Origin of the sequence: Segeticoccus rhizosphaerae (genome assembly GCF_005222685.1) — a bacterium.
GTDB lineage: Bacteria > Actinomycetota > Actinomycetes > Actinomycetales > Dermatophilaceae > Segeticoccus > Segeticoccus rhizosphaerae.
Genome location: NZ_SWMA01000014.1, coordinates 38286 through 63103, shown reverse-complemented (window position 1 = coordinate 63103; position 24818 = coordinate 38286). Strand labels below are relative to the sequence as shown.

General features: G+C 71.1%; 25 protein-coding genes. 9 read left to right on the top strand and 16 right to left on the bottom strand.

Annotated features, from left to right (window positions below; translation table 11 throughout):
• Positions 1–29 precede the first annotated feature (29 nt).
• A complete protein-coding gene (locus tag FCN22_RS11400; protein WP_137121674.1) occupies positions 30–860 on the top strand; it encodes a maleylpyruvate isomerase family mycothiol-dependent enzyme in 831 nt (276 codons plus the stop codon).
• A gap of 160 nt (positions 861–1020) precedes the next feature.
• Here the strand turns inward: FCN22_RS11400 and leuA are convergent, their stop codons facing one another.
• The 3 genes from leuA to FCN22_RS11385 form a co-directional block, all read right to left on the bottom strand.
• Positions 1021–2826 carry a 2-isopropylmalate synthase gene (gene leuA / locus FCN22_RS11395; RefSeq protein ID WP_137121673.1) on the bottom strand — a complete coding sequence of 602 codons (1806 nt, stop codon included), beginning with the start codon at positions 2824–2826 and terminating at the stop codon, positions 1021–1023.
• Between the two features lie 258 nt (positions 2827–3084).
• Positions 3085–4413: an MFS transporter gene (locus FCN22_RS11390; RefSeq protein ID WP_137121672.1), complete on the bottom strand. Its 1329-nt coding sequence runs from the start codon at positions 4411–4413 to the stop codon at positions 3085–3087.
• Between the two features lie 2 nt (positions 4414–4415).
• Positions 4416–5660, bottom strand: a complete 1245-nt coding sequence (locus FCN22_RS11385; protein ID WP_137121671.1) for a M20 metallopeptidase family protein — start codon at positions 5658–5660, stop codon at positions 4416–4418.
• A 133-nt stretch (positions 5661–5793) separates the two neighbouring features.
• Here FCN22_RS11385 and FCN22_RS11380 point away from each other — a divergent pair, with 133 nt between their 5' ends.
• On the top strand, positions 5794–6807 hold the full coding sequence (locus tag FCN22_RS11380) for an Lrp/AsnC family transcriptional regulator (RefSeq protein WP_137121670.1): 1014 nt from the start codon (positions 5794–5796) through the stop codon (positions 6805–6807).
• 60 nt (positions 6808–6867) lie between these two features.
• Positions 6868–8037 (top strand): M4 family metallopeptidase, encoded by a 1170-nt coding sequence (locus FCN22_RS11375; protein WP_137121669.1) that lies wholly within the window; start codon positions 6868–6870, stop codon positions 8035–8037.
• Between the two features lie 38 nt (positions 8038–8075).
• On the opposite strand, the gene FCN22_RS11370 is transcribed toward FCN22_RS11375, so the two are convergent.
• From FCN22_RS11370 to FCN22_RS11345, 6 genes are all read right to left on the bottom strand, one after another.
• Entirely contained in the window at positions 8076–8687 is a 612-nt protein-coding gene (locus FCN22_RS11370) for a DUF6624 domain-containing protein (protein WP_137121668.1), read from the bottom strand.
• A gap of 15 nt (positions 8688–8702) precedes the next feature.
• Positions 8703–9620 carry a GTPase Era gene (era, locus tag FCN22_RS11365; protein ID WP_137121667.1) on the bottom strand — a complete coding sequence of 306 codons (918 nt, stop codon included), beginning with the start codon at positions 9618–9620 and terminating at the stop codon, positions 8703–8705.
• Positions 9621–9786: 166 nt separating this feature from the next.
• The gene (locus tag FCN22_RS11360) at positions 9787–11112 is read right to left on the bottom strand and encodes a hemolysin family protein (RefSeq protein WP_137121666.1); all 1326 of its coding nucleotides are present in this window, start codon (positions 11110–11112) and stop codon (positions 9787–9789) included.
• 9 nt (positions 11113–11121) lie between these two features.
• Positions 11122–11682: an rRNA maturation RNase YbeY gene (gene ybeY, locus FCN22_RS11355; protein ID WP_137121665.1), complete on the bottom strand. Its 561-nt coding sequence runs from the start codon at positions 11680–11682 to the stop codon at positions 11122–11124.
• Positions 11679–12728 (bottom strand): PhoH family protein, encoded by a 1050-nt coding sequence (locus FCN22_RS11350; protein WP_137121664.1) that lies wholly within the window; start codon positions 12726–12728, stop codon positions 11679–11681. Before FCN22_RS11350 ends, ybeY begins: the two co-directional genes overlap by 4 nt.
• A 119-nt stretch (positions 12729–12847) precedes the next feature.
• Complete coding sequence (locus FCN22_RS11345) at positions 12848–13228, bottom strand: histidine triad nucleotide-binding protein (protein WP_137121663.1); 381 nt, start codon at positions 13226–13228, stop codon at positions 12848–12850.
• 54 nt (positions 13229–13282) lie between these two features.
• On the opposite strand from FCN22_RS11345, the gene FCN22_RS11340 reads away from it, so the two are divergent.
• Together FCN22_RS11340 and FCN22_RS11335 are read left to right on the top strand one after the other, a co-directional pair.
• Positions 13283–13846 carry a SigE family RNA polymerase sigma factor gene (locus FCN22_RS11340; protein ID WP_238384682.1) on the top strand — a complete coding sequence of 188 codons (564 nt, stop codon included), beginning with the start codon at positions 13283–13285 and terminating at the stop codon, positions 13844–13846.
• Positions 13843–15084, top strand: a complete 1242-nt coding sequence (locus FCN22_RS11335) for a Gmad2 immunoglobulin-like domain-containing protein (protein WP_137121662.1) — start codon at positions 13843–13845, stop codon at positions 15082–15084. The genes FCN22_RS11340 and FCN22_RS11335 overlap by 4 nt, the downstream gene beginning before the upstream one ends.
• A gap of 108 nt (positions 15085–15192) precedes the next feature.
• Here FCN22_RS11335 and FCN22_RS11330 read toward each other — a convergent pair whose 3' ends face one another.
• From FCN22_RS11330 to hrcA, 6 genes are all read right to left on the bottom strand, one after another.
• Positions 15193–15603 carry a VOC family protein gene (locus FCN22_RS11330; protein WP_137121661.1) on the bottom strand — a complete coding sequence of 137 codons (411 nt, stop codon included), beginning with the start codon at positions 15601–15603 and terminating at the stop codon, positions 15193–15195.
• Positions 15600–16079 carry an SRPBCC domain-containing protein gene (locus FCN22_RS11325; protein ID WP_137121660.1) on the bottom strand — a complete coding sequence of 160 codons (480 nt, stop codon included), beginning with the start codon at positions 16077–16079 and terminating at the stop codon, positions 15600–15602. The genes FCN22_RS11330 and FCN22_RS11325 overlap by 4 nt, the downstream gene beginning before the upstream one ends.
• Complete coding sequence (locus FCN22_RS11320) at positions 16072–16431, bottom strand: ArsR/SmtB family transcription factor (RefSeq protein WP_137121659.1); 360 nt, start codon at positions 16429–16431, stop codon at positions 16072–16074. The genes FCN22_RS11325 and FCN22_RS11320 overlap by 8 nt, the downstream gene beginning before the upstream one ends.
• Before the next feature lie 53 nt (positions 16432–16484).
• Positions 16485–17228: a 16S rRNA (uracil(1498)-N(3))-methyltransferase gene (locus tag FCN22_RS11315; protein WP_137121658.1), complete on the bottom strand. Its 744-nt coding sequence runs from the start codon at positions 17226–17228 to the stop codon at positions 16485–16487.
• A 9-nt stretch (positions 17229–17237) separates the two neighbouring features.
• Positions 17238–18359, bottom strand: coding sequence for a molecular chaperone DnaJ (gene dnaJ / locus FCN22_RS11310; RefSeq protein ID WP_137121657.1), 1122 nt, complete (start codon positions 18357–18359; stop codon positions 17238–17240).
• Positions 18360–18423: 64 nt separating this feature from the next.
• Positions 18424–19449 carry a heat-inducible transcriptional repressor HrcA gene (gene hrcA, locus FCN22_RS11305; protein WP_137121656.1) on the bottom strand — a complete coding sequence of 342 codons (1026 nt, stop codon included), beginning with the start codon at positions 19447–19449 and terminating at the stop codon, positions 18424–18426.
• Positions 19450–19663: 214 nt separating this feature from the next.
• Between hrcA and FCN22_RS11300 the strand changes: the two genes are divergently transcribed.
• Together FCN22_RS11300 and FCN22_RS11295 are read left to right on the top strand one after the other, a co-directional pair.
• Positions 19664–20542 (top strand): DUF3097 domain-containing protein, encoded by an 879-nt coding sequence (locus tag FCN22_RS11300; protein WP_202911537.1) that lies wholly within the window; start codon positions 19664–19666, stop codon positions 20540–20542.
• A gap of 111 nt (positions 20543–20653) precedes the next feature.
• Positions 20654–21046 (top strand): DUF4870 domain-containing protein, encoded by a 393-nt coding sequence (locus tag FCN22_RS11295; protein ID WP_137121655.1) that lies wholly within the window; start codon positions 20654–20656, stop codon positions 21044–21046.
• A gap of 77 nt (positions 21047–21123) precedes the next feature.
• On the opposite strand, the gene hemW is transcribed toward FCN22_RS11295, so the two are convergent.
• Positions 21124–22350, bottom strand: coding sequence for a radical SAM family heme chaperone HemW (hemW, locus tag FCN22_RS11290; RefSeq protein ID WP_137121654.1), 1227 nt, complete (start codon positions 22348–22350; stop codon positions 21124–21126).
• A gap of 677 nt (positions 22351–23027) precedes the next feature.
• Here hemW and FCN22_RS11285 point away from each other — a divergent pair.
• Both FCN22_RS11285 and FCN22_RS11280 read left to right on the top strand, forming a co-directional pair.
• Complete coding sequence (locus FCN22_RS11285; RefSeq protein WP_202911536.1) at positions 23028–24197, top strand: sensor histidine kinase; 1170 nt, start codon at positions 23028–23030, stop codon at positions 24195–24197.
• The gene (locus FCN22_RS11280) at positions 24194–24808 is read left to right on the top strand and encodes a response regulator transcription factor (RefSeq protein ID WP_137121653.1); all 615 of its coding nucleotides are present in this window, start codon (positions 24194–24196) and stop codon (positions 24806–24808) included. Before FCN22_RS11285 ends, FCN22_RS11280 begins: the two co-directional genes overlap by 4 nt.
• The last annotated feature ends 10 nt before the right edge of the window (positions 24809–24818 follow it).

The window sequence follows — 24818 nt, the reverse complement described above, 5'->3', positions numbered from 1 at the left end:
CGCTTGCCTCCGGTGGCTACGGTGCGGTCATGCCCACCGAAGATCCCCAGACAGTGCCCGGCAACCAGCTGGACTACCTCGACCACCTTTCCCGAAACTCCGCACGGTTCCGGGAGGCGCTCCACGACGCCGATCCCACCGCCCGCGTGCCCACCTGCCCCGACTGGGACGCCGACGACCTGTGGTGGCACCTCGGAGAGGTGCAGTGGTTCTGGTCGCAGGTCGTCGGTGGGCCTCTCACGGACGGCGACGAGGTCGAGGCCCTGCAGCATCCGACGCGTCCGACCGACCGGGCCGGACTCGAGCAGTTCCACCTCGAGTCGAGCCGGGCGCTGCAGCGGGCGCTGGCCGAGACCCCGCCGAGCACCAGGGCCTGGACCTGGAGCGAGGAGCAGACGGCCGGGTTCAGTCGCCGCCGCCAGGCGCACGAGTCACTGATCCACCGGCTCGACGCCGAGCTGACCGCCGGCACCCGCACCGATCTCGACCCGGCCCTCGCTGCCGACGGCGTGGACGAGGTGCTGCGGATCATGTATGGCGGTCACCCCGGTTGGGGCCGGTTCGTTCCCGAGGAGGGCGCCACCATCCGGCTGCGCACGACCGACACGGGCGACAGCTGGCTGGTCACCCTCGGCCGGTTCGTCGGGCACGACCCGGGCTCCGACGAGGACCGCGACGACCCCGACATCGGCATTGCTGCGAGTGACACCGGTGAGCCGGCGTTGGCCGCGCTCAGCGGCACGGCCGCCGACCTCGACTGCTGGTTGTGGCACCGGCCGCCCGTCGGCGAGATCACCCGAGAGGGTGACTCAGGGGTCATCGGCCGCTTCGAGCAGATCGTGAGCGCCGACATCGACTGACGCGCCACGTCGGGCCAGGCGCCGCAGTCCGCCAGCCGCGCCGCCCGTGCCCGCACCGAGCAGGACGTCACGTCATCCCCCCTCGTGGGGAGTGATCGTGAGGTTTGGTGCGCTCCGGTGTCGCCTTTCCCACGATCACTGCCCACGGGCGGAGGAAGGGTCAGCCGATCGGCACCCGGACCGGCTGCCCGGTCGGCACGTCGTGCATCGGCGCCTCGCCGCCCAGCTCGGGCTGGTCACGCACCGCCCGGTTGACCGCCGAGAGCACGGCCGTCATGGATGCCTTGACGATGCTGCCGTGCAGGCCGACGCCCCACAGCACGCGGTCGCCGATGGCGCACTCGACGTAGGCGGCGGCCTGCGCGTCCTCGCCGGCCGACATGGCGTGCTCGTGGTAGTCCAGCACCCGCACGTCGATGCCGATGCCCGCCAGCGCGTCGATGAACGCGTTGATCGGCCCGTTGCCGGTGCCCTCGACCGTGGTCTCGCGGTCGCCGTCGAGCATGGTCAGTGACAGGTGGTCTCGGCCGTCGGCGTCGCTGTCGATGGTGCTCGTGAGGGGTGCGAACCGACCCCACGTGCGGCCCTGGCCACCCTTGGCCGGCAGGTACTCGTCGACGAACCTCGCCCACAGCGCGTCGGGAGCCACCTCACCGCCGTCCGAGTCGGCGCCGGCCTGCACGACACCGCTGAACTCGATCTGCAGTCTGCGCGGCAGGTCGAGCTGGTGCTCGCTCTTGAGGATGTAGGCGACACCACCCTTGCCCGACTGGCTGTTGACCCGCACCACGGCCTCGTAGGTGCGGCCGACGTCGTGCGGGTCGATGGGCAGGTAGGGCACGCCCCACGGGATCTCGTCGACGGTCTTGCCGGCGGAGGCCGCGTCGCGCTCCATCCACTCGAAGCCCTTCTTGATGGCGTCCTGGTGGGAGCCAGAGAAGGCGGTGTAGACCAGGTCGCCGCCGTAGGGGTGGCGCTCCCCGACCGGCAGCTGGTTGCAGTGCTCCACCGTGCGACGGATCTCGTCGATGTCGGAGAAGTCGATCTGCGGGTCGATGCCCTGACCGAACAGGTTCATGCCCAGGGTCACCAGGCACACGTTGCCGGTCCGCTCGCCGTTGCCGAACAGGCACCCCTCGATCCGGTCCGCGCCGGCCTGGTAGCCGAGCTCGGCCGCGGCCACCGCGGTCCCGCGGTCATTGTGTGGGTGCAGCGACAGCACGACCGACTCGCGGCGGTCGAGGTGCCGACTCATCCACTCGATCGAGTCGGCGTAGACGTTGGGAGTGGCCATCTCGACGGTGGCCGGCAGGTTGACGATCACCGGGCGGTCCGGCCGGGCGTCGAAGACCTCGATGACCTCGTTGCAGATCCGCGCGGCGAACTCCAGCTCGGTGCCGGTGTAGGACTCCGGCGAGTACTCGTAGTAGACGGTCGTGTCCGGGATGGTCTCCTCGAGCTTCTTGCACAGCCGCGCGCCCTGCAGGGCGATGTCGACGATGCCGTCCTGGTCCATCCCGAAGACGACCCGCCTCTGCAACACCGAGGTCGAGTTGTAGAGGTGCACGATGGCCTGCTTGGCACCGCGGATCGAGTCGTAGGTGCGCTCGATCAGGTGGTCCCGCGCCTGCGTCAAGACCTGGATGGTGACGTCGTCGGGGATGTGCCCGCCCTCGATCAGCTCCCGCACGAAGTCGTAGTCGGTCTGGCTCGCCGACGGGAAGCCGACCTCGATCTCCTTGTAGCCCATGCGCACGAGCAGGTCGAACATCCGCCTCTTGCGCTCGGCGTTCATCGGGTCGATCAGGGCCTGGTTGCCGTCGCGCAGGTCGACCGCGCACCAGCGCGGGGCCCGGGTGATGCGCTTGTCGGGCCAGGACCGGTCTGGCACGTCGACCACGATCTGCTCGTGAAAAGGACGGTACTTGTGGATCGGCATACCGGACGGCTGCTGGGGGTGGATCATCTTCTCGCCTCTGCGTCTTCGCGTTTCCGCTGTTGCTGGTGTGCCGGCCTGGGCAACACGACTCCGCGGCGAGGGGCGGCCGTCTTAGTGGGCCCCGCCGCGGCAGCGAAGGAGGAGCAACGCTCCTGGCGCGATACGCACGAGACACAGCGTATGCCGTGACTGCCCTCGTCGTCCATCGCTCGGCCCCGCGTCCCGCATGGTGGAACGAGCGGGAGGCGGGGCCGAGTGGGGACACAGTCGTCGTGGAAGTGCCGGCTACGCCGGCGAGTCGACGGCTTCCTCGTGCAGGTGACGGCCCCGGGTCTCGGGCAGCCGGGAGATCACGACGGCCGAGATGATCAGCAGCACCAGGGTGTAGCCGGTGAACGCGGAACGCCCGAAGGTGTCACCCATCCAGGTCTGCAGGTAGGGCGCGGTGCCACCGAACGCGGCGACGCAGATCGAGTACGGCACCCCCACCCCGATCGCTCGGATGTGGGTGGGGAACAGCTCGGCGTAGACGGCCGGGATGATGGAGGCACCCGCGGCGATGAAGATCAACGCGATGGACATGGTGAGCGCGAGCTGCCAGGCACTGCCTCTCAGCATCCACTGCAGCGGGAAGAGCAACACGGCGAGTCCGATGGCGTTGGTCAGCAGCACCGGTTTGCGCCCGATCCGGTCAGACAGCTTGCCCCACAGCGGCAGCACGGCGATGAACACGACGTTGGCGACGACACCGGCCCACAGCGCCGAGTTCTCGTCGATGCCCAGCGAGCTGATGGCGTAGGCCGGGGCGGAGATCGCCCAGGCGTAGTAGGCGACGGTCAGCCCGACGGTCAGCCCGATCACCTGGCCGGCCTGCTTGCGGTGCCTGACGATCTCCGGCCAGATCTTCGGCTTGTCGGCCGCGGGCTCCGACTCCACGTCGTCCTCGAACACCTCGGTCTCGGTCATCTTGCTGCGCATGTAGACGGCATACAGCCCGAAGACACCACCGACCAGGAACGGGATCCGCCAGCCGAAGGAGTCCATCTGGCTCTCGACCAGCACACTGGTGAGCACGACTCCGAGCAGCACGCCGAAGACGTTGCCGATCGAGCCGGACACGTAGATCAGGCTGGCCCACAGGCCGCGCCGCTCGGCGGGCGCCTTCTCGGAGATGTAGGTCTGGGCCGAGGGGAGCTCGCCGCCGTGGGCCAGGCCCTGGAGCAGGCGGGCGAGCACCAGGATCAGCGAGGCGAATGCGCCGACCGACTCGTAGGTCGGCGACACCCCGATGACGATGCTGCCGATGGCTGCGGTGCCCACGGTCGCCGACATGGCGAACCGCCGGCCCGTGTGGTCCGCGATCCAGCCGAAGACGAACCCACCGAACGGTCGCGCGACGAAACCGACCGCGAAGACCGCCAGGGTGGACAGCACCGCCGAGACCGGGTGTGCCTTGTCGAAGAACTGGGTCGCGAAGAAGGGAGTGAAGATCGCGTAGACGCCCCAGTCGTACCACTCGAGGGCGTTGCCGACCCCGGTGCCGAGGATCGTCTTGAGCGTGCTCTGCTCGGCCGGGGCCGCGGGAGCGACGTCGGTCTGCGAGGTGTTGGTCATGGTCATGCCACCGTCCTGGAGGGTGCGGTCGTGGGAGTGGTGCGGGCCAACCGGCGGGTGGCCAGCTCGGCATACGCTGCGGCACCGTCAGCGAGCACGGCGTCGTCGAAGTGGGCGAGCGGGGAGTGGTTGAAGGGCGCGGTCGCGAGGTCCACGCCGTCGGAAGCGGCGCCGAGGAAGACGAAGCTGCCCGGGACGGCGGCGAGGACCCGGGAGAAGTCCTCGGATCCGCCGAGCGGGACGGCCATCTGCTCGTGCCGGGTGCCGTCGAAGACCTCCCGCAGGGTGTCCGCGGCGAATGCGGTCTCGTCGACGTCGTTGACGGTGACGGGGTACTGCCCAATGTAGCGAGCCGTGGCCTCGAGCCCGTGGGCCTGCGCGATGCGCTCGACCAGGGCAGGAGCCTCGGCCTGCATCCGCGCGCGGGCCTCCGGCGAGAAGGTGCGCACGGTCGCCTCGAACCACGCGTCGTCGGGAATGACATTGGCCTTGGTCCCGGCGTGCAGCTGGCCGACGGTCACCACGACCGGGTCGAACGCGTCGAACCGACGCGTGACCAGGGTCTGCAGCGCGGTCACCATCTCGGCGACAGCCGGCACCGGGTCCTTGGCGCGGTGCGGCGCGGAGCCGTGGCCGCCGGCGCCGTGCACCGTCACGTGCAGCTCGTCGGACGCGGCCATCATCGTCCCCGGTCTGGTGAGGAACCGCCCCTGCGGCACCGCGGAGGAGAAGACGTGCAGTCCGTATGCCGCGTCCGCCCGCCGGCCGGCCGCATCCAGCACGCCCTCGTCGATCATCACGCCGGCACCGTCGTAGCCCTCCTCGCCCGGCTGGAACATGAAGACCACGTCACCGGCGAGGTGGTCGCGGTGGGCTGAGAGCAACCGGGCCGCGCCGACCAGCATCGAGGTGTGCAGGTCGTGGCCGCAGGCGTGCATCGCGCCGTCGAGGCGGGAGCGGAAGGGCACGTCGACCTGCTCGTGCACCGGCAGGGCGTCCATGTCGCCGCGCAGCAGCACCACCGGCGACCGGGCGTCCGTCGCGTGAGGCGCCCGGCCGCGCAGGACCGCCGTGACCGACGTCGTGCGGGTCCCCGTGCTGGTCTCCAGCGGGAGGCCCTCCAGGGCCGCCAGCACCCGCGCCTGGGTGCGTGGCAGCGTGAGACCGACCTCCGGCTCCCGGTGCAGAGCGCGGCGCAGGTCGGCGAGGTCACCGCCCATCGAGTGGGCGTCCTCCAGCAGGTCCATGAGAACTCCGTCTCGTCGGTGGGGGTGAACCGTGCGCTGTGGCCCGGATGGTGGAAAAGTGTGCAGTCGCAGGAGTTTGTTACCGGCGAGAACGCTCGTTCTGCTCATCACGGCCCCCGATATGAGGTGAATCGTGAACACCGCCCGGCTGGACGAGCACGACCTCGTGCTCGTCAACGCGCTGCAGATCGCGCCCCGCATGAGTTGGGCGGAGGCCGCGCGGATCCTCGGCTCGACGCCACACACGTGGGCCTCGCGCTGGGCGCGGCTGCGTGCCGGCGGGTTGGCCTGGGTGACGGCGCACCCGGGGTGGCTCGGGGCCATGACCGTGGCCATGGTCGAGGCCGACTGCGCTCCAGGGACCCGCGCCGACGTGGTTCGGTCGTTGTGCCTCGACCCGCGGGTCGCGTCGATCGAGGAGGCGGCGATCGGCTGCGACCTCGTGCTCACGGTGATCACCCGCGACCTGCCCTCGCTGACCACCTTGCTCCTGGAGGACCTTCCGGGCGAGCACCACGTGACACGGCACCGCTCCTACATCGCCACGGCGATCCACCGTCAGGGATCGGGGTGGCGGCTGCGGGCGCTCGACGCCGAGCAGCGCACGTCCCTCGAGTCGCTGCGGGTGCCGTCGGCCTCCGGGGGCCGCCGCGACCCACCGCCCGGGGCCTGGCCGCTGGTGGAGGGGCTGGCCCACGACGGGCGTGCGACGGCGGCCGAGCTGGCCCGGACGAGCGGCCGCAACCCGGCCACCGTGCGCCGTCAGCTCACCCGGCTGCTGGACTCCGGAATGCTGCAGTTCCGTTGCGAGGTGGCCCAACTCGCCTCCCAGTGGCCCATCCTGTGCGGCTGGCACGCGCGCGTGCCCATCGCGGAGCACGAGCGCACGGCTGAGGCCCTGTCGACGCTTCCCGAGCTGCGGCTGTGCCTGTCCACCACGGGCGCGACCAACCTCTACTTCAGCGTCTGGGCCCGATCCTTGCCCGACCTGCTGCGGATCGAGCGGCTGCTCGGCGAACGGCTCCCCTGGCTCGAGCTCGCGGAGAGCACGGTCACCTTGCGCACGCTCAAGCGGATGGGGTGGATGCTGGGCCCGGACGGGCGCTGCACGGGCGACGTCGTGCCGTGCGAGCCCTTGCGCCCCTGACCCCCTCGAAGTCGGCCGGCGGCACTACCGCTTGTCGGGGCACGGGTGCACAGTGGGGCCATGGACACCGCAACGGAGCATTCCGCCGCCTGCTCGATCATGCCGCCCTACCTGCTCGAGCAGCTGGCCAAGCACGAGGACCCCCGGGTCGCCGAGGCGGCGAAGCACACGCTGTTGCACGAACGGACGGTGCGCAACCGCCGGGAGATCCGGGCCGCCCGCAGCAGGCCGGACCGGCGCCCCTCGTCCGGCCTCATCCCACCGGACCTGCAGTCGACGGCCCAACGCAGCCTGCCGACGCAGGAGCGCCCGGCACCCACGCAGGAGCCACCGGCCACCACCACGGAGCCGGCGCCCGACCGCACGGTCTACGACGCCGAGCAGGGCACCGACCTCCCGGGCACGCAGGTGCGGGACGAGGGGCAGGCCGCCGTCCCGGACGAGTCGGTCAACGAGGCCTACGACGGGCTGGGTGATACGTGGACGCTGTACTGGACCTCATACCAGCGCAATTCACTGGACAACGAGGGTCTGCCCCTCATCGCGAGCGTGCACTACGAGAAGGACTTCGACAACGCCTTCTGGGATGGCGAGCAGATGGTCTTCGGTGACGGCGACGGGGTCTACTTCCGGTCGTTCACCGACAGCGTCGACGTCATCGGGCACGAGCTGACCCACGGCGTCACCCAGTACACCGCCGGACTGACCTACGTCGGCCAGTCGGGTGCGCTCAACGAGTCGGTCTCCGACGTCTTCGGATCCCTGGTCAAGCAGATGAAGCTCGGCCAGACCGCTGACCAGGCCGACTGGCTCATCGGGGAGGGGCTGTTCACCGACAAGGTCCACGGCGTCGCCCTGCGCTCGATGAAGGCCCCCGGGACGGCGTATGACGATCCGCACCTGGGCAAGGACCCGCAACCCGCCACGATGGACGGCTACGTCGACCTGCCGCACGACCAGCAGCACGACAACGGTGGGGTGCACACCAACTCCGGCATCCCCAACCATGCGTTCTACCTGGCTGCCGTGGCGATCGGCGGCGAGGCGTGGAAGGCGCCAGGGCAGATCTGGTATGACGTGCTGACCGGCGGGAAGATCGCCAAGGACGTCGACTTCGCGGGCTTCGCCGCGGCGACGATCGATGCGGCCACCGCGCGGTTCGGTGCGGACAGCTCACAGACCAAGGCGGTCCACGATGCCTGGCTGCAGGTGAAGGTCCTCACCGAGTAGTCCGCTCGGACGGGCCGCCGCCGGGCAGCCGGCAGGGGTCAGTCGCGCCACCCCGCTCGTCGCGCCCACTCCCGCTGCTCCTGCCTGCTCCTGATCCGGTCGGCAGGCGCCCGCTGGCCTTCCGCCGCAGCTCGTTCGCGCAGGCGATGCAGCGCTGCCTGCACGGGCTCGAGCCCGACCTCCGCCCGGCGCTGATCAAGCCCGGAGGGATCCTCCACCGTGTGGGGAGACAGCTGCCCGTGCTCGTCCCAGTCCAGTTGGGTCCCATACCTCTGCGGGCGACCCTCGAACACCGCGATGCGGTCCTCCAGCATGGCCCACCGCGCCGCCGAGGCCTCGCCGCGAGCGACCGCGTCGGCCAGCAGCATCGCACCGCGTCGCTGCAGCGGCGGGTCACCGATGGCGTGCTGGAGGACCAACCAGGCGGCTTCGCAGGCTTGCTCGCCGACGTCAGCCGGACTCGGCCAGCCATGGTCGTCCAGGATGTCGGTGAGGCGCTGTGCGTGTCGGCGATGCAGCGCTTCCATCCCCGGGGCGTACCCGTCGAACAGCTCACCCGTCGCGGCGAGCTCGGCCCGCAGTGCCTCGTCCGCCTCGGCCATGGCGACCAGCTCGCGAGCAAGGCCGGCAGACCGCTCGTCCGCTGACATCAGTGGATCGCCCCCTCAAAACCCCAGTCGTTGCAGCTGTTTGGGATCGCGCTGCCAGTCCTTGGCGATCTTGACGTGCAGGTCGAGGTGCACCCGCTGCCCGAGCAGCTCCTCGATGCCTTGTCGCGCGGTCGTGCCCACCTCCCGCAGCCGGGTGCCGCCCTTGCCGATGATGATCGCCTTCTGGCTCTGCCTCTCGACGAAGACGTTGACGCGCACATCGAGCAGCGGCTTGCCTGCCGGCCGACCCTCGCGCGGGAGCATCTCCTCGACGACCACGGCCAGGCTGTGCGGCAGCTCGTCGCGCACCCCCTCGAGGGCTGCCTCGCGCACCAGCTCCGCCACCATCACCACGTCCGGCTCGTCGGTGAGCACGCCGTCGGGGTAGAGCTGCGGCGAGACCGGCAGGTAGGAGGCGAGCACCTCGGTCACCTCTTCGACCTGGTCACCACGGGTGGCCGAGCAGGGCACGATCGCGGCCCACTCCCCCAGCCGGTCGATCGCGATGAGGTGCTCGGCGAGGCGCTGCTTGTCGACCCGGTCGCTCTTGGTGGCGATCGCGACGACCGGTCGCGCCTTCCTCGCCTGCTGCAGCTCGACGAGCTCGCGGGCGATGAACCCGTCGCCCGGGCCGATGCGCTGGTCGGCGGGAAGGCAGAAACCGATCACGTCGACCTCGAGCAGCGTCTCGCGCACGAGGTCGTTGAGACGCTCACCGAGCAGGGTGCGCGGTTTGTGCAGACCCGGAGTGTCCACGAGGATCAGCTGGGCGCGCTCGGTGGTCGCGATCCCGCGGATGGTGTGCCGCGTGGTCTGCGGCTTGCTCGAAGTGATGGCCACCTTGTGGCCCACCATGGCGTTCGTCAGCGTCGACTTGCCGGCGTTGGGCCGCCCCACGAGGCAGGCAAATCCGGCCCGGAACTCGTGCTTCATGCGGGGTGCCCGCCAGGTATCGGAGCGCAGCGGACAGCGGGGTCCCCGCGAAGTACCGAGCGAGGCACCAGCGAGGACCGCCGGGGTCCTCGCGAGGTATCGCAGCGAGCCCGCGAGCGGAGAACCTCGTGGGGTGGCTTTGTGGGGTGCTCTTTGTGGGGAGCGATCATGACGCCTCTTCCCTGCTCTGCCGCGAGACGCCGGTCGTCCCGTCCTGTCCGCCCTCGGCGTCGTCCTGTGCCCCCACCGGCTCCACCAGCACGGTCGCGATGCGGTGGCGTCGACCGGCCATCCGCTCCGCGGTCAGCGACAGCCCGGCCACCTCGGCGTGCGAACCCGGGATCGGCACCAGTCCGATCGCCTTGCCGAGCAGCCCGCCCACGGTATCGACCTCGTCCTCGTCGATGGTGACGCGGAAGAGCTCGGCGAGGTCATCGACATACATGGTCGCCGGGACCCGTGTGCGGCCGTCCTCGAGCCGCTCGACGCCAGGGGCCTCCCGGTCGTACTCGTCGGCGATCTCACCCACGATCTCCTCGAGGATGTCCTCGATCGTCACCAGACCGGCCGTGCCGCCGTACTCGTCGATGACCACGGCGAAGTGCGTCTGGTCGCGCTGCATCTCGCGCAGCAGGTCGTCGATCGGCTTGCTCTCCGGCACGAAGTGTGCCGGACGCATCAGCTGCGACACCGGCAGCGACTGGGCCTGGTCGTCGGCGTTGACGCGACGGGCGACGTCCTTGAAGTAGAGCAGGCCGAGCACGTCGTCCGGTCCCTCGCCCACCGCCGGGATGCGAGAGAAGCCCGACCTCAGGAAGAGAGACATGGCCTTGCGAAGCGGATGCGTGGCGTCGATCGTGACCATGTCGGTCCGCGGCACCATCACCTCGCGCACCACCGTGTCACCGAGCTCGAAGACCGAGTGGATCATCTCGCGCTCGCCCGCCTCGATCAGCGCGTTCTCGCCGGCGAGGTCGACCAGGTCCCGGAGCTCCGCCTCCGAGTCGAACGGCCCGTCGCGGTAGCCCTCGCCGGGAGTTACCGCGTTGCCCACGACGATCAGCGCGCGGGCCACCGGGCCGAGCAGCCGCCGCAGCCACACCAGCAGCGGTGCCGAGAGGAGCGCCACCCGGTCCGCGTGCTGGCGCCCGATCGTGCGCGGAGACACGCTCACCAGGATGAAGGAGACCAGCACCATGATGCCGATGCTGACCAGGAGCAGCCACCAGAAGCCGTCCACCAGGTCGACCACGACCAGGGTGACCAGGACCGCCGCCGCGGACTCGGCGCCGACGCGCAGGAAGGTCGCCACCGACAGGTATGACGCGCTGTCACCGACGATGGCCGACAACGCGGCCGATCCGCGACGGGAGTCGTCGACCAGCTCCTGGACGCGCGGTCGCGACATCCGCATCAGGGCGGCCTCGCAGGCGGACAGCAGGAACGCCACCACGACGCACAGCAGCGCGGCGACGACCAGACGGGTGATCATGACGCTTCCTCAGGAGGGGGAATCGCCGTCACCGGCGCTACGCCCGGCTGAGTCCGACTGCCTGCTGCGCCCGGCTGAGTCCGACTGCCTGCTGCGCCCGGCTGAGTCCGACTGCCTGCTACGCCCAGCAAGAAACGTCAGCAGCAACGTCCGCTGCAGCTCGAACATCTCCGCCTGCTCCTGCGGCTCCGCATGGTCGAAGCCGAGCAGGTGCAGGATGCCGTGGACGGTGAGCAGCAGCAGCTCCTCCTCGGTCGCGTGACCCGCCTCCTTGGCCTGCCGCTCGGCCACGCTCGGGCACAACACGATGTCACCGAGGACGCCCTCCTCGGGCTCCTGGCCGTCGCGTCCGGGACGCAGCTCGTCCATCGGGAAGCTCATCACATCGGTCGGCCCCGGCAGGTCCATCCACTGGACGTGCAGCACCTCCATCGCCGCCTCGTCGACCAGCTTGAGGCACAGGTCCGCCTGGGGGTGGACGTGCATCTCCCCCAGGACGTAGCGCGCGCACTCGAGCAGCTCGTGCTCGTCGACCGTCGGGTCGGCCTCGTTGAGGACCTCGATGCTCATCGCGGCCCACCCGAGCGCGGACGGCGAGCCGCGCGCTGCGGGCGGTAGCCCCCGCTCTGCTGGATCTGGGTCTCGTCCCAGCGCCCGTAGGCATCGACGATCGCGCTGACCAACCGGTGCCGGACCACGTCCTGCGAGCTCAGCTGGGCGAAGTGCACGTCGTCGACGTCCTGCAGGATCTCCCGCACGATCTTCAGCCCGGACGTCGCACCACCGGGCAGGTCGATCTGGGTGATGTCACCGGTGACCACCATCTTGGAGCCGAACCCGAGCCGGGTCAGGAACATCTTCATCTGTTCCGCCGACGTGTTCTGCGCCTCGTCCAGGATGACGAACGCATCATTGAGCGTCCTGCCCCGCATGAACGCCAACGGGGCGACCTCGATCGTGCCCGCCGCCATCAACCGCGGGATCGAGTCCGGGTCGACCATGTCGTGCAACGCGTCATACAGGGGACGCAGGTAGGGGTCGATCTTGTCGTTGAGCGTGCCGGGCAGGAAGCCGAGGCTCTCTCCCGCCTCCACGGCCGGTCGGGTCAGGATGATGCGGTTGACCTGCTTGGCCTGCAGCGCGGCGACCGCCTTGGCCATCGCCAGGTAGGTCTTGCCGGTCCCGGCGGGCCCGATCCCGAAGATCACGGTGTGCGCGTCGATCGCGTCGACGTAGCGCTTCTGGCCGAGCGTCTTGGGCCGGATCGTGCGTCCCCGGTTGGAGACGATGTTCATCGTGAGCACGTCGGCGGGGCGCTCCGCGGTCTGGGCGCGCAACATGCCGATCGACCGCTCGACGGCGTCACGGTTGAGCGGCTGTCCTGCCTCCAGCACTCGGAGCAGCTCGTCCAGGAGCCGCTCGACGAGCGCGATGTCGGCACTGGGACCCGTCAGGTGGAACTCGTTGCCGCGCACGTGCACGTCGAGGTGCGGGAAGGCACGTTCCATCGTCCGCAACATCTCGTCACGGGGCCCGAGGAGGGTCACCATGGACACCTCCGGGGGGATGACGATCGTCTGGGTGGGGGCGTCGGGCGCGGGGTGGTCTTCACTCATCGTGCGGTCAGTCTACGGTGCGGCCGAGCCCGGCGGTCGCCGCTCAGCCTCGTGGTCGCACTCCTCGGCGCTCCGGGCCTCGCTCGTTCCTCGCTCGTTCCTCACGCTGTCGTCGCCGCTCAGCCGGGGGGCCAGGTCATGGCGCGTCCACCCACCACGTGCACGTGGGCGTGCGGGACGGTCTGCTGTGCGTCCTGGCCGCTGTTGGCCACCAGCCGGTAGCCGGACCCGGCGACGCCCTCCTGCTCGGCGACCGCGCCGGCGGCGCGCAGCACCTCGACCGCATGGTCGGGCGCGGCGGTGGCGAGCGCGACGAGGTCGACGTGGTGGTCACGCGGGATCACCAGCACGTGCGTGGGGGCCTGCGCGTTGATGTCGCGGAAGGCCACGCTGTGCTCGGTCTCGTGCACCACGTCGGCAGGCACCTCGCCGGCGACGATCTTGCAGAAGAGGCAGTCCGGCTCGGGCCCGCGCCCGGCCGTGTCAGGTGTCGTGTCCATGCGCACGAGGGTAGGCCAGGTCAACCTCGAAGCGCTCTCGCGCGTGGAGAGTGCGTGAGAGGCTTGGCCATGGCGGAGCGCGACGCCCGCGGGCGGGACACTCGTTGGGCCGCCGACGAGGCCCTCTCCGAGATGTATGCCGTGCACTGGCACTCGCTCGTGCGCCTGGCGTGGCTGCTGCTCCACAACCAGCAGGTCGCCGAGGAGGTCGTGCAGGACGCCTTCGTCTCGATGCACTCCCGCTGGAACGGCCTGGCCGAGCCCGACAAGGCGCTGGCCTACCTGCGGCGCTGCGTGGTCAACGGGTCTCGCTCCGTGCTGCGCCACCGCGCCGTGGAGCAGCGCCACCTCTCCACCGAGCTGACCTACAGCACTCACGACCACCTGGCGGGGCCGAGCGCTGAGGAGCAAGCGCTCGAGCGCACCGAGGGCGACGCCCTGCTGGTCAGCCTCGCCGATCTGCCACGACGACAACGAGAGGTGCTGACCCTGCGCTACTACCTCGACCTGAGCGAGAGCCAGATCGCCGACGCCCTCGACATCTCGCCCGGGTCGGTCAAGGCGCATGCACACCGCGGACTCGCGGCACTGCGCGAAGCCATGAAGGAGACATCATGAACGGCGGGGAGTTCGGGGACCTGGAGCGGGAGCTCCGCGCGGCCCTGGACGCTGAGGCGCGTCGGATCGAGCCCAACGAGCGCCACGCCCAGATCCTGGCAGCCGCCCGAGCCCGCACAGCCCGCCGCTGGCTGGGCGAGAGTCGATCCGTCCGACGCTGGCTCGTCCCCCTCGCCACCGCGGCCTCGGTGGCCGTCCTGGGCGGGGCGGTCTACAACGTGATCGGTGAGCCACCTGACCGGTTGCCGGCACCGGCCCTGTCGACCAGCGCCACCACCACGCCACCGACGACCGGTGCTCCGACGACACCGTCCCCGACGGGCTCGCCGTCCAGCGGTCCGAACCGCACAACCACCAGCCATTCCTCGGCCACCTCGCCCGGTCGGGCCACGACTGCGAGCGGGTCCGGCGCGGTGCCCGTCGTCCCGCCGGCGGTCACCGCACCACCGCGCTCGACCACCCCGAGCAGCGAGCTTACCTCGACCGCGGCCCGGGCACTTCCTGCCTACTTCGTCGGCCCGGACGGAGGCGAGGACGCACGGTTCGGGCTGTTCCGGCAGTTCGTCAGGGGACAGGTGCCCGAGGGCGCCACACCGGCCCAGCTCGGCGAGGCTGCCCTGTCGGTGGCGATGAGCCGGCCGGCGGTCGCGTCGGCCGACTACCTGCAGCCGTGGACCGGGGTGCAGGTCACCGGTGTGGAGGTCGGCAGCAACCGCATCGATGTCTCCCTCAGCCACCCCGGGTCGGCGAGCGGACTCTCAGCCGAGCAGAGCCGGTTGGCGGTCCAGCAGCTGGTCTGGACGGTGCAGGCCGGGGTCGGCCAGGGCAGCACGCCCGTCCGCTTCACCATCGACGACGGCTCGACCTCGTTGTTCGGCCGCTATCCGACCAGCCGCACCTACGACCGGCCCGGTGCGGACACGGCATACCAGGACCTTGCCCCACTGTGGATCGACGACCCGGCACCAGGCACCACCGTGAACGGCTCCTCCCCCGTGGTGGCCACCGGACAGTCCTGCACCTTCGAGGCCGTGGCGCAGTGGCAGCTGCGGAGCGGCGGCAGTCTGGTCGACTCCGGCTCCACCACCGCGACCAGCGCGTGTCCCACCCGGGGCACCTGGCAGATCGGTCTCGGCGACCTCCCGAAGGGCACCTACACCCTGCGGGTCTTCACGACCAGTGCCGGCGACGGCAAGACCGTGACGGCCCAGGTCTCCTCCCGCTTCACCGTCGGTTAGACCTTCCGCCCGGATCCCCTGGCTTCGAGCGGCACCGTTGTCGATGAGCGGCACAGGGTAGAGCTGTGCTGCTCGCCGCGAGGTGTGCGACTCGATGGCGTCACGACCTCAGAGCGGCTGGACGAACTTGACCTGGTGACCCTCCGGGTCGCGCACCCAGCTGTAGTGCAGGCGTCCGTCCGGCGAGTCCGTCGGCGCGGTCACCTCGGTCGCCCCCGCCCCCAGCGCGCTCCCGTGCAGCGCCTCCACGTCCAGACACCAGAGGACCAGCTCGGTGCTCACCGGTGAACGCGGCACGACGCCGAGCCCGGCGAGCCGGTTGGCGGCCTCGGCGGACGTGAGACCGATCCGGGTGCCCGCCGCCTCGATCTCGACGTGCTCCACCGGACCCTCGGCGGGGGCCCGGAACCGCTCGAGCAGACCCAGACGCGTGTAGAACGCCCGGCACGACTCGACGTCATGACAGAACAGGTTGACCTGCATGCCGGTCAGGGCGGGCGCCGCCCCGGCCCCACTCACTGGTGCACCAGCGCACTGGCCGCCCGGGCCAGGTCGCGCAGATCCCGCGTCCACCCGCCGGTGACCCCACGCCGCACGGACGCCGCGCCGGCCGCGTGCGCCCCGAATCCGCTGTGCGCCACGTGCACTCGCGTCCCGCCGTCGACCGGTGCGAAGGTGATCTCGGCCCGGCTGGCGTGCCCCGGATCGGGGTCGAACGCCCAGGGCCCGGTCGCTGCGCCCACCATCCAGGCGAGCAGCAGGCGGCGCGGCGGGTCCCACTCCAGGACACGCCCCCACTCGTGCTCCCGGCCGTCCGGTCCGCGTTCGTACCATCGGCCGCCGGCGAACGGCTCGTAGACGATCTCGCCGGTGCCCCCGGAAAGTCCTTCCTCCGGGTGCGTCCGGCCGGGACGAGTGACATAGAGCCGGAAGGCGGTCTCCGGTGGCACGGGCACGTCGATCTCGGCGGTCACCGGAGTGTTCGGGTCAGTCATGCGCAGTCGCCTTCCGTGGTGGCGGGATGGTGCCGTGCGCGCCGGCCTCGCGGTCGACGAAGTCGGCGAAACGCTGCAGGTCGTCGCGCCAGAAGGCGTCCAGGAAGGCGCGGATCTGGTCCACGCCCGCGTGATCGAGCGCATAGATCCGACGGGTTCCCTCCGCCCGGTCGCGCACCAGCCCCGCGGCCTTGAGCACCTTGAGGTGCTGCGACACCGCGGGCCGGCTGATGGGGAGCCGATCGGCCAGGCGACCCACCGTTGCAGCTCCGGTCGACAGCTCCGCGACGATCGCCCGGCGACTGGCATCACCCAACGCGTCGAGCTGCGGAGCCCCTCGGTAAGTCGTCACGAACGGTAAGTTATCACTAACGATCGGCCGTTGGCCAGCCGTCCCCTGCCGGGTCAGCGCCAGCGGGTTGCCGCGGACAGCACGGCGAGCGCCGCCGGTCCGGCGCTGGACGAGCGGAGGACCGTGTCGCCGAGCCGCACCGGTCGCGCGCCGGCGGCGGCGAACTCCTCGGTCTCCTCCGGAGCGACACCGCCCTCGGGTCCGACGATGAGCAACACCTCGCCGTGGTCGGGCAGCGGCTCGAGCGCGAGCGGTGCGTATGCCGTCTCGTCCAGCAGGAGTGCCAGGTCGGCCCGTTCGATCCGCGCCACGACCTCACGGCGAGTGGCGGGCGGGGCGAGCGACGGCACTGTCGCCCGGCGCGACTGCTTGCTCGCGGCGCGCAGCACCGACCGCCACTTGCGCAGCGACTTCGCGGCACGGTCGCCGCGCCACACCACGATGCTGCGGGCCGCCTGCCAGGGGACCACCTCGTCGACCCCGAGCTCGGTGGCCGCCTCGATCGCCTGCTCGTCGCGGTCGCCCTTCGCGAGCGCCTGCACGAGGACGAAACGCGGCTCCGGTCGTGGTCGGTCCTCGACCCCCAGCAGCCGCACGGTGAGCTCGGCGCGACCCACCGCGACGACCTCGGCGGTGGCGACCCGCCCGCTGCCGTCGGCCAGCAGCACGGCCTCACCCACGGCCAGCCGTCGGACGGTCGCCGCGTGGCGGCCCTCGTCGCCGGTCAGCCGGACCTCGTCGCCGGCAGCCGTGTCGCTCAGCCGACCCTCGTCGAGGAAGAACAGCGGGGCGGTCATGCGGCCGTGCTACTTGCCCATGAAGGCGCCGCGCAGCTTGCCGAAGAGGCCGTGGGAGTTGGGCGTCAGCCGACCCTCCGGCCGCTCCTCCCCGCGCAGCTCGGCCAGCCGCTGCAGCAGCTCCTCCTGCTCGGCATCCAGCCGGGTCGGCGTCTGCACCTCGATGTGTGCGATGAGGTCGCCGCGGCCACTGCCGCGCAGATGGGTCACCCCGAGCGAGCGCATGGTCACCACGTCGCCCGACTGGGTCCCGGCCGCGATGTCCAGGTCGCTCTTGCCGTCGAGGGTGTCGAGCTTGAGGCTCGTGCCCAGCGCCGCAGCGGTCATCGGCAGCTCGATGGTGCAGTGCAGGTCATCGCCGCGTCGCTGGAAGACCTCGTGCGGGCGCACGTTGATCTCGACGTAGAGGTCGCCGGCCGGTCCGGCGCCGGGCCCGACCTCACCCTCGCCGGCCAGCTGGATGCGGGTGCCTGTGTCGACACCGGCAGGCACCCTCAGCTTGAGGGTGCGCCGGGTCCGCACCCGGCCGTCGCCGGAGCACTCGAAGCACGGGTTGCTGATCACGGTGCCGAACCCCTGGCAGGCCACGCACGGACGGGAGGTCATGACCTGGCCCAGGAACGAGCGCTGGACCTGTTGCACCTCGCCGCGGCCGCCGCAGATGTCGCAGGTGCGGGTGCCGGAGCCCGGTTGCGAACCGTCGCCGTGGCAGGTCGAGCACTCGACCGCGGTGTCGATGGTGACCTCCTGCTCCCCGCCGAAGACGGCATCGTGCAGGTCGATGTCGAGGCGGACCAGGGCGTCCTGACCGCGTTGGTGCCGGGAGCGCGGGCCACGCTGGCCGGCCGCGGCGCCACCGAAGAAGGCGTCCATGATGTCGCTGAACGAGAAGCCCTGGCCGAAGCCACCCGCAGCGCCGCCATAGGGGTCGGAGCCACGGTCGAACGCCGCGCGCTTGCTCGGATCGGACAGCACGTCATACGCCTGCGAGACCCGCTTGAACTTCTCCTCGGCCTCGGGACCGGGGTTGACGTCAGGGTGCAGCTTGCGCGCCATCTTGCGGTAGGCGCGCTTGATCTCCTCGGCACTGGCGTCACGGCTGACGCCGAGGTCCTCGTAGTAGTCGTTCAACAGGTGTCCTTCTCAGGGGCTGGTCGGAGTTCTGGGGCGGCGGGATCGGCGGACCGGACGCGCGTCACGACTCGAGGATGTCGGAGACGTAGCGCGCCACGGCCCGGACCGAAGCCATTGTCAGGGGGTAGTCCATGCGGGTCGGACCGAGGACGCCGAGACCGGCGACTCGTCCGGTGCCGTAACCGGTGCTCACCACCGAGGTCGACTGCAGGCCGGCGTGCGGGTTCTCGGCGCCGATGCGGACCGCGACGGCCTCCTCGTCGTGGCCCATGGTGCCGAGCAGCTTCAGCAGCACGACGTGCTCCTCGAGCGCCTCGAGCACCGGCCCGATGGACAGGGGGAAGTCGGTGCCCGACCGGGCCAGGTTGGCGGTGCCCGCAAGCACCACGCGCTCCTCGCGCTCCTCCACGAGGGCGTCGTCCAGCGACCCGACCACGGCCCGCACCAGTTCACGGTCGTCGGGCTCGAACCTGCCCGGCAGCGACTCGAGCTCTGCCGCGGCATCACCGAGCCGGCGGTCGACGGCGAGCTCGTTGATGCGCTGCCGCAGCTCTGCCACGAGCCGCTGGCCCTCCGGCGTCGACATGTCGCGCGTGGCGTCGATCATCCGCTGCTCGACCCGCCCGGTGTTGACGATGAGCACCACCATCAACCGCCGGGCCGTCATGGGCACGAGCTCGATGTGCCGGACGGAGGAACGCGTGAGCGAGGGGTACTGCATGACGGCGACCTGGTGGGTGAGCGACGCCAGCAGGCGCACGGTGCGGTCGACGACGTCGTCGAGGTCCACCGCCCCCTCCAGGAACCTCGCGATGGCGACCCGCTCCGCCGCACTGAGCGGCTTGATGGAGGCCAGCCGGTCGACGAAGAGGCGGTAGCCCGCATCGGTCGGGATGCGGCCGGCGCTGGTGTGCGGCGCGGCGATGAGCCCCTCCTCCTCGAGCGCCGACATGTCGTTGCGGATGGTGGCGGCCGAGACGCCGAGCTGGTGGCGCTCGAGCAGCGCCTTGGAACCCACCGGCTCCGAGGTGTGGACGTAGTCCTGCACGATGGCGCGCAGCACCGCCAGACGTCGCTCCTCGCTCATGGGCCTACCTCCCACCCGATGCTCGTTCCGGTCCGCGGTCCCGCCGGCAGGCTCACCTGAGGGGGTGTGCGGCCACTGGTCGTCACTCACGCCAACGCACCTTGGCACTCAGGTATGCCGAGTGCCAAGTCTACGTCGTCCCTCCCCTCCTCGCGGACACGCCCGAGACCGGCCTGCGCGGCCGGGTGACCGGCACGACATACGCTCGCCTGTCGTGACCGACCGATATGGCTCCGACGTGCTCTCCGGCGACTGGCGCGCTCCCCGGCGCGGGCGGGCCCGCGAGGTGGAGGCCGAGCACGGGCTCGTGGTCGAGGACGTCGAGACGGGCTGGTGCGGCGCGGTCGTGCGCGTCGAGAAGGCCGGCGGCATGCAGGTCGTCCACCTCGAGGACCGCCGTGGCCGCAGCAAGGGCTTCCCGCTCGGCCCCGGGTTCCTGCTCGACGGCGCCCCTGTGGTGTTGACGCCGCCCACGGCGGCCAGCCGCCAAGCGCTGGGTCGGGCGAGGGCAGAAGCGGCGCGGACCGCGAGCGGGTCGCGGGCGGTGGCCGGTGCGCGCGCGAGGGTGGCGTCGGGGTCGCGGATCTTCGTGGAGGGCCGGCACGACGCGGAGCTGGTCGAGAAGGTCTGGGGCGACGACCTGCGCATCGAGGGCATCGTCGTCGAGCTGCTCGAGGGGGTCGACGACCTGGCGGCGGTGATTCGCGACTTCCAGCCGGGACCCGGACGCCGCATGGGGGTGCTCGTCGACCACCTCGTGCCCGGCAGCAAGGAGACCCGGCTCGTCGAGGAAGCCCGGGCGCTGCGGAGGTTCTCGCCGCACGTGCTCATCGTCGGCCACCCCTACATCGACGTGTGGCAGTCGGTGCGGCCGGCTCGGCTGGGCTGGGAGCGGTGGCCGGCGGTACCGCGCGGCACGTCCTGGAAGCACGGCATCCTCACCGAGCTCGGGTGGGCGCACACCACGCAGGCCGACGTCGCCCACGGCTGGAAGCGGATCCTCGGCACGGTGCGCACGTATGCCGACCTGGAACCCGAGCTGCTCGGCCGCGTCGAGGAGCTGATCGACTTCGTGACCGATCCCGCCGGGTGAGGGTTTGCCCTGAACGGCCCCTGAGCGGGCCCCGTGCGGACCCCGAAGACGGAATCTTCGGTCCCTCCGGTGCGGTTGACTGGGGTGACACCACCCAAGGAGCGAACCACCATGACCTACTCGACGCAGCCGTATGGCGTCGCGCCCGCCACGTCCGAGGAGCGCACCTGGAGCATCCTCGCCCACCTGTCGGCACCGATCGCCGCGGTGGTCAGCCTTGGCTGGCTGAGCATGATCGGCCCGCTGGTCGTCTGGCTGGTCAAGAAGGACTCGAGCCCGGCCGTGCGCCGCGCCGCCGCCGGGGCGTTCAACTTCAACCTGTCGTTCTGGCTGCTCTACCTGATCAGCTGGATCCTGATCTTCACCTTCATCGGCGCCATCATCGGGGTCCCACTCCTGGTCATCATCTTCGTGGTCGCGCTGTGGTGCCACATCAAGGGCGCCATCCGGTCCTCCCGCGGCGAGGCCTACGACTACCCCTTCCAGATCCGCGTCCTGTCCTGATGGCGCCCCGGTGACCTCCGCTGTTGCTGGGGGATGGCGTCATCGACGACGCTGGGTCCCAGCAACAGTCGGGGGAGTCACCAGGCAAGCAGGCGGCGGACGACCGTGTCGGCCAGCAGCCTGCCGCGCAGGGTGAGCACGACCGCACGCTCGCGCATCGCGGCCCCGCCGTCCACCAGACCGTCGGCGATCAGACCGGCCACCGCCTGCCGGCCGGCTGGTAGCAGGTCGTCCACCGGGAGCCCGTCCACGAGCCGGACGGCGAGCAGCACCCGCTCGTCATACCGTTGTTCGTCGGTGAGCAGCTCACGACCTGCCGCGGGTGACTGGCCCGAGTTGAGCCGGTTGGCAAACGGATTGGGGTGCTTGACGTTCCACCACCGGACGCCTCCGACGTGGCTGTGCGCGCCGGGTCCGACGCCCCACCAGTCGCCGTCGGACCAATAGCCCTCGTTGTGCCGGCAGCGGTCGGCCGGTGTGCGCGCCCAATTGCTCACCTCGTACCACCCGTAGCCGGCACCGGAGAGGACCCGCTCGGCCAGCTCGTACTTCGTCGCCTCGTCGTCGTCCTCCGGCGCCGGCACCTGGCCGCGCCGCACCTGGGCGGCGAGCTTGGTGCCTTCCTCGACCACGAGGGCGTAGGCGGAGACGTGGTCGGGTGCCAGCGCGATCGCCGCGTCGAGGCTGGTGCGCCAGTCGTCGACCGACTCCCCCGGCGTGCCGTAGATGAGGTCGAGGCTGACCCCGAGACCGGCCGCCCGAGCACCCTGCACCGCCCGCCCGACATTGTCGGGGTCGTGGGTGCGCTCGAGCACCTTGAGGACGTGCGGCACCGCGGACTGCATCCCGAAGCTCACCCGGGTGAACCCGCCGGCGGCCAGCTCACGGAGGGACTCCGCGGTCACCGAGTCGGGGTTGGCCTCGGTGGTCACCTCCGCGTCCTGCGCCAGCCCGAACCGATCACGTATGCCGTGCAGCACCCGCACCAGGTCGGCCGCCGCCAGCATGGTGGGTGTGCCCCCGCCGAAGAACACGGTCTGCACCGGCGGGGTGGACGGGCCGAGCACGGCCAGGGCAAGGTCAAGCTCCCGCAGAGCGGCGTCGGCGTAGGTCGCGACGCTGGCCCCGTCGGCGCCCAGCTCGGTCAGCGTGTAGGTGTTGAAGTCGCAGTAGCCGCACCGGACGATGCAGAACGGGACGTGCACGTAGATGCCGAACGGGTGTGAGCCGAGCGTCGCGAGCGCGGCCTGCGGCAGCTCGCCGGACGGCGGCGCGGGTTCGCCCTCGGGCAAGGCACTCGGCATACCCAGCAGTGTCTCAGCCGCTGGTCGCCGTCCCGGCAGCGTGGGTGCCCGGACGAGTTTGCCCCGATGTCGGCGTGTCGCGGGCGACACGCCGGATCTTCCCACCAGTTTCGCGAAACCTCTTGTGTGCCGGACGATCTGGCACTACTAATAGTCCTACGCCACCGGCAACGGAGGCGGGACCGGATGGACACCGTGGATTCCCCGCGACGGGCTTGCTCGTTGCAGTCGTCAGTGATGTGACGACGGAGCCACATCGCTCCAACCGCGTCGGTCGGTGCATCTCCGCTGACCACACGTAGGCCCGGCGCACTCATACTGCGCCGGGCCTACACCTTTGTGCGGGCGGTCTCGGTTTGGGCGGCGAGGCAGTGGTCACGCGGCGGCCGGCGGCACGCCCGGTGCGGCTTTTCGGGCGCCCCCGCCCGTGACAGATGTCCTGCCGGGCCGAGGACGCGCGGCCCTGCCGGCGCGTCCGCGCTCTCCGTAGCGTCGAGGACAGGTCGATCGTCGACCCCTCGCACGGAAGGCAACAACATGACCCTCACCTCACCTCGCGCCCGTCACGATCCGGCGCACCTCGCCTTCGGCCATGCCGTTGGTCGCCGGGGTGCTCATCCTCGGAGGGTCGCGACGCCTTCGCTGCAGGACCGTCGGTGACCAGCACAATGGATGACATGAGCTCGAGCTGGTCCCCAGCCGTCGACCGGACCCGTCGGCCGCGCATGGCGGACCCGGCGGTGGGGTGGCTGTGGGCAGGGGTCTGGGGCGTGGGCGTGCTCCTGCCGGCGGCCCTCTATCTCGACGAGGCACCACGCCCCTGGGTGGTGGGCGCCGCGCTGGTCCTGGTCCTCGGCTGCTTCTGCCGGTCCGTGGTGGGTCGCCTGTCCTCCTCCCGCGGTGGGGCCGCGCGGCTGCCCTGGTTGCTGCTGGCCGTCCAGGCGATCGTGACGGGCGCGCTCGCGACCTTCGCCTGGAGCCAGTGGACGATGGTGGTCCTGCTGTTGGCGATCGCCGTGGGAGCGGTCGTCCCCACGCCCTGGGCGCCCGCGGTGGTGCTGCTCGTGGCCGCCCTCGCCGTAGGTGTCACCCGCGGCCACGGCGCCTTATGGGGCGACACCGTCTGGTCGACCGGCCTGACCGTCCTGCTCGCAGGCCTGGTCACCCACGCCTTCACCCGACTGTCCGTGACCATCGCCGAGCTCCAGGCGGCCCGGGAGGAGCTGGCGCGGTCCGCCGTCTCCCACGAGCGGTTGCGCTTTGCCCGCGACCTGCACGACCTGCTCGGCCACAGCCTGTCGCTCATCGTGGTCAAGGCGGAGGCCACCCGGCGCATCGCTCCCGCAGACGCCGGCGCCGCGGCGCGGCATGCCGCGGACATCGAGACGATCGGCCGGCAGGCCCTCGACGAGGTCCGCTCGGCGGTGCGGGGCTACCGCGACGCCGGACTGAGCGAGGAGCTGGCCGGTGCCCGTGACACGTTGGGCGCGGCGGGTGTGACGGTCGAGCTGCCCGAGCACCGCGTGCCCACGACGGCGGAGCAGGAGGCCCTGCTCGGCTGGGTCGTGCGTGAAGGCACCACCAACGTGCTGCGGCACGCGCGGGCCCGCCGCTGCACGATCACGCTCGACGGCGACGAGGAGCGGCTGCGGCTGCGGATCGTGGACGACGGGGTCGGCCACGCCGCCGGGCACGACGTCCTGCCAGGCTCCGGCCTCACCGGTCTGCGCGAACGCCTGGTCGCGGCCGGTGGGCAGCTCGAGACAGTCGGCTCGCCGACGGGATTCAGCCTGACCGCGAGTCTGCCGCGCAGCGACTACGGCCGGACGGAGCGGATCTGCCCATGACCTCGACCACCCGCCTGCTCATCGCCGAGGACCAGGCCATGATGCGCGGTGCGCTTGCGATGTTGCTCGACCTGGAGGATGACCTGCAGGTGGTGGCCGAGGTCGGCTCCGGCGACCAGATCCTGCCCACCGCGGTCCGGGTCGAGCCGGACGTGGCGCTGCTCGACATCGAGCTGCCAGGTGGCAACGGGCTCGACGCGGCGGCGGTCCTGCGCGACCGGCTGCCCGGCTGCGCGGTCGTCATCGTCACGACGTTCGGCCGCCCCGGCTATCTGCGACGAGCCCTCGAGGCGGGCGCCCGCGGGTTCCTCGTCAAGGACGGTCCGGTCGAGGGCCTCGCCGACGCCATCCGCCGCGTGCTGGCCGGAGAGGTGGTCATCGACCCGGCCCTGGCCGCAGAAGCCCTCTCGGCCGGGCCCAACCCGCTCACCGGTCGCGAGCAGGACGTGCTGGCCGCGGCCCATGACGGCGCGACGGTGGCCGACATCGCGGGCCGCCTGCATCTGTCCCAGCAGACGGTGCGCAACTACCTGTCCTCCAGCATCGGCAAGACCGGCACCCGCAACCGGATCGAGGCCGCACGTGCCGCTCGTGACCATGGCTGGCTCTGAGCCGGCACCG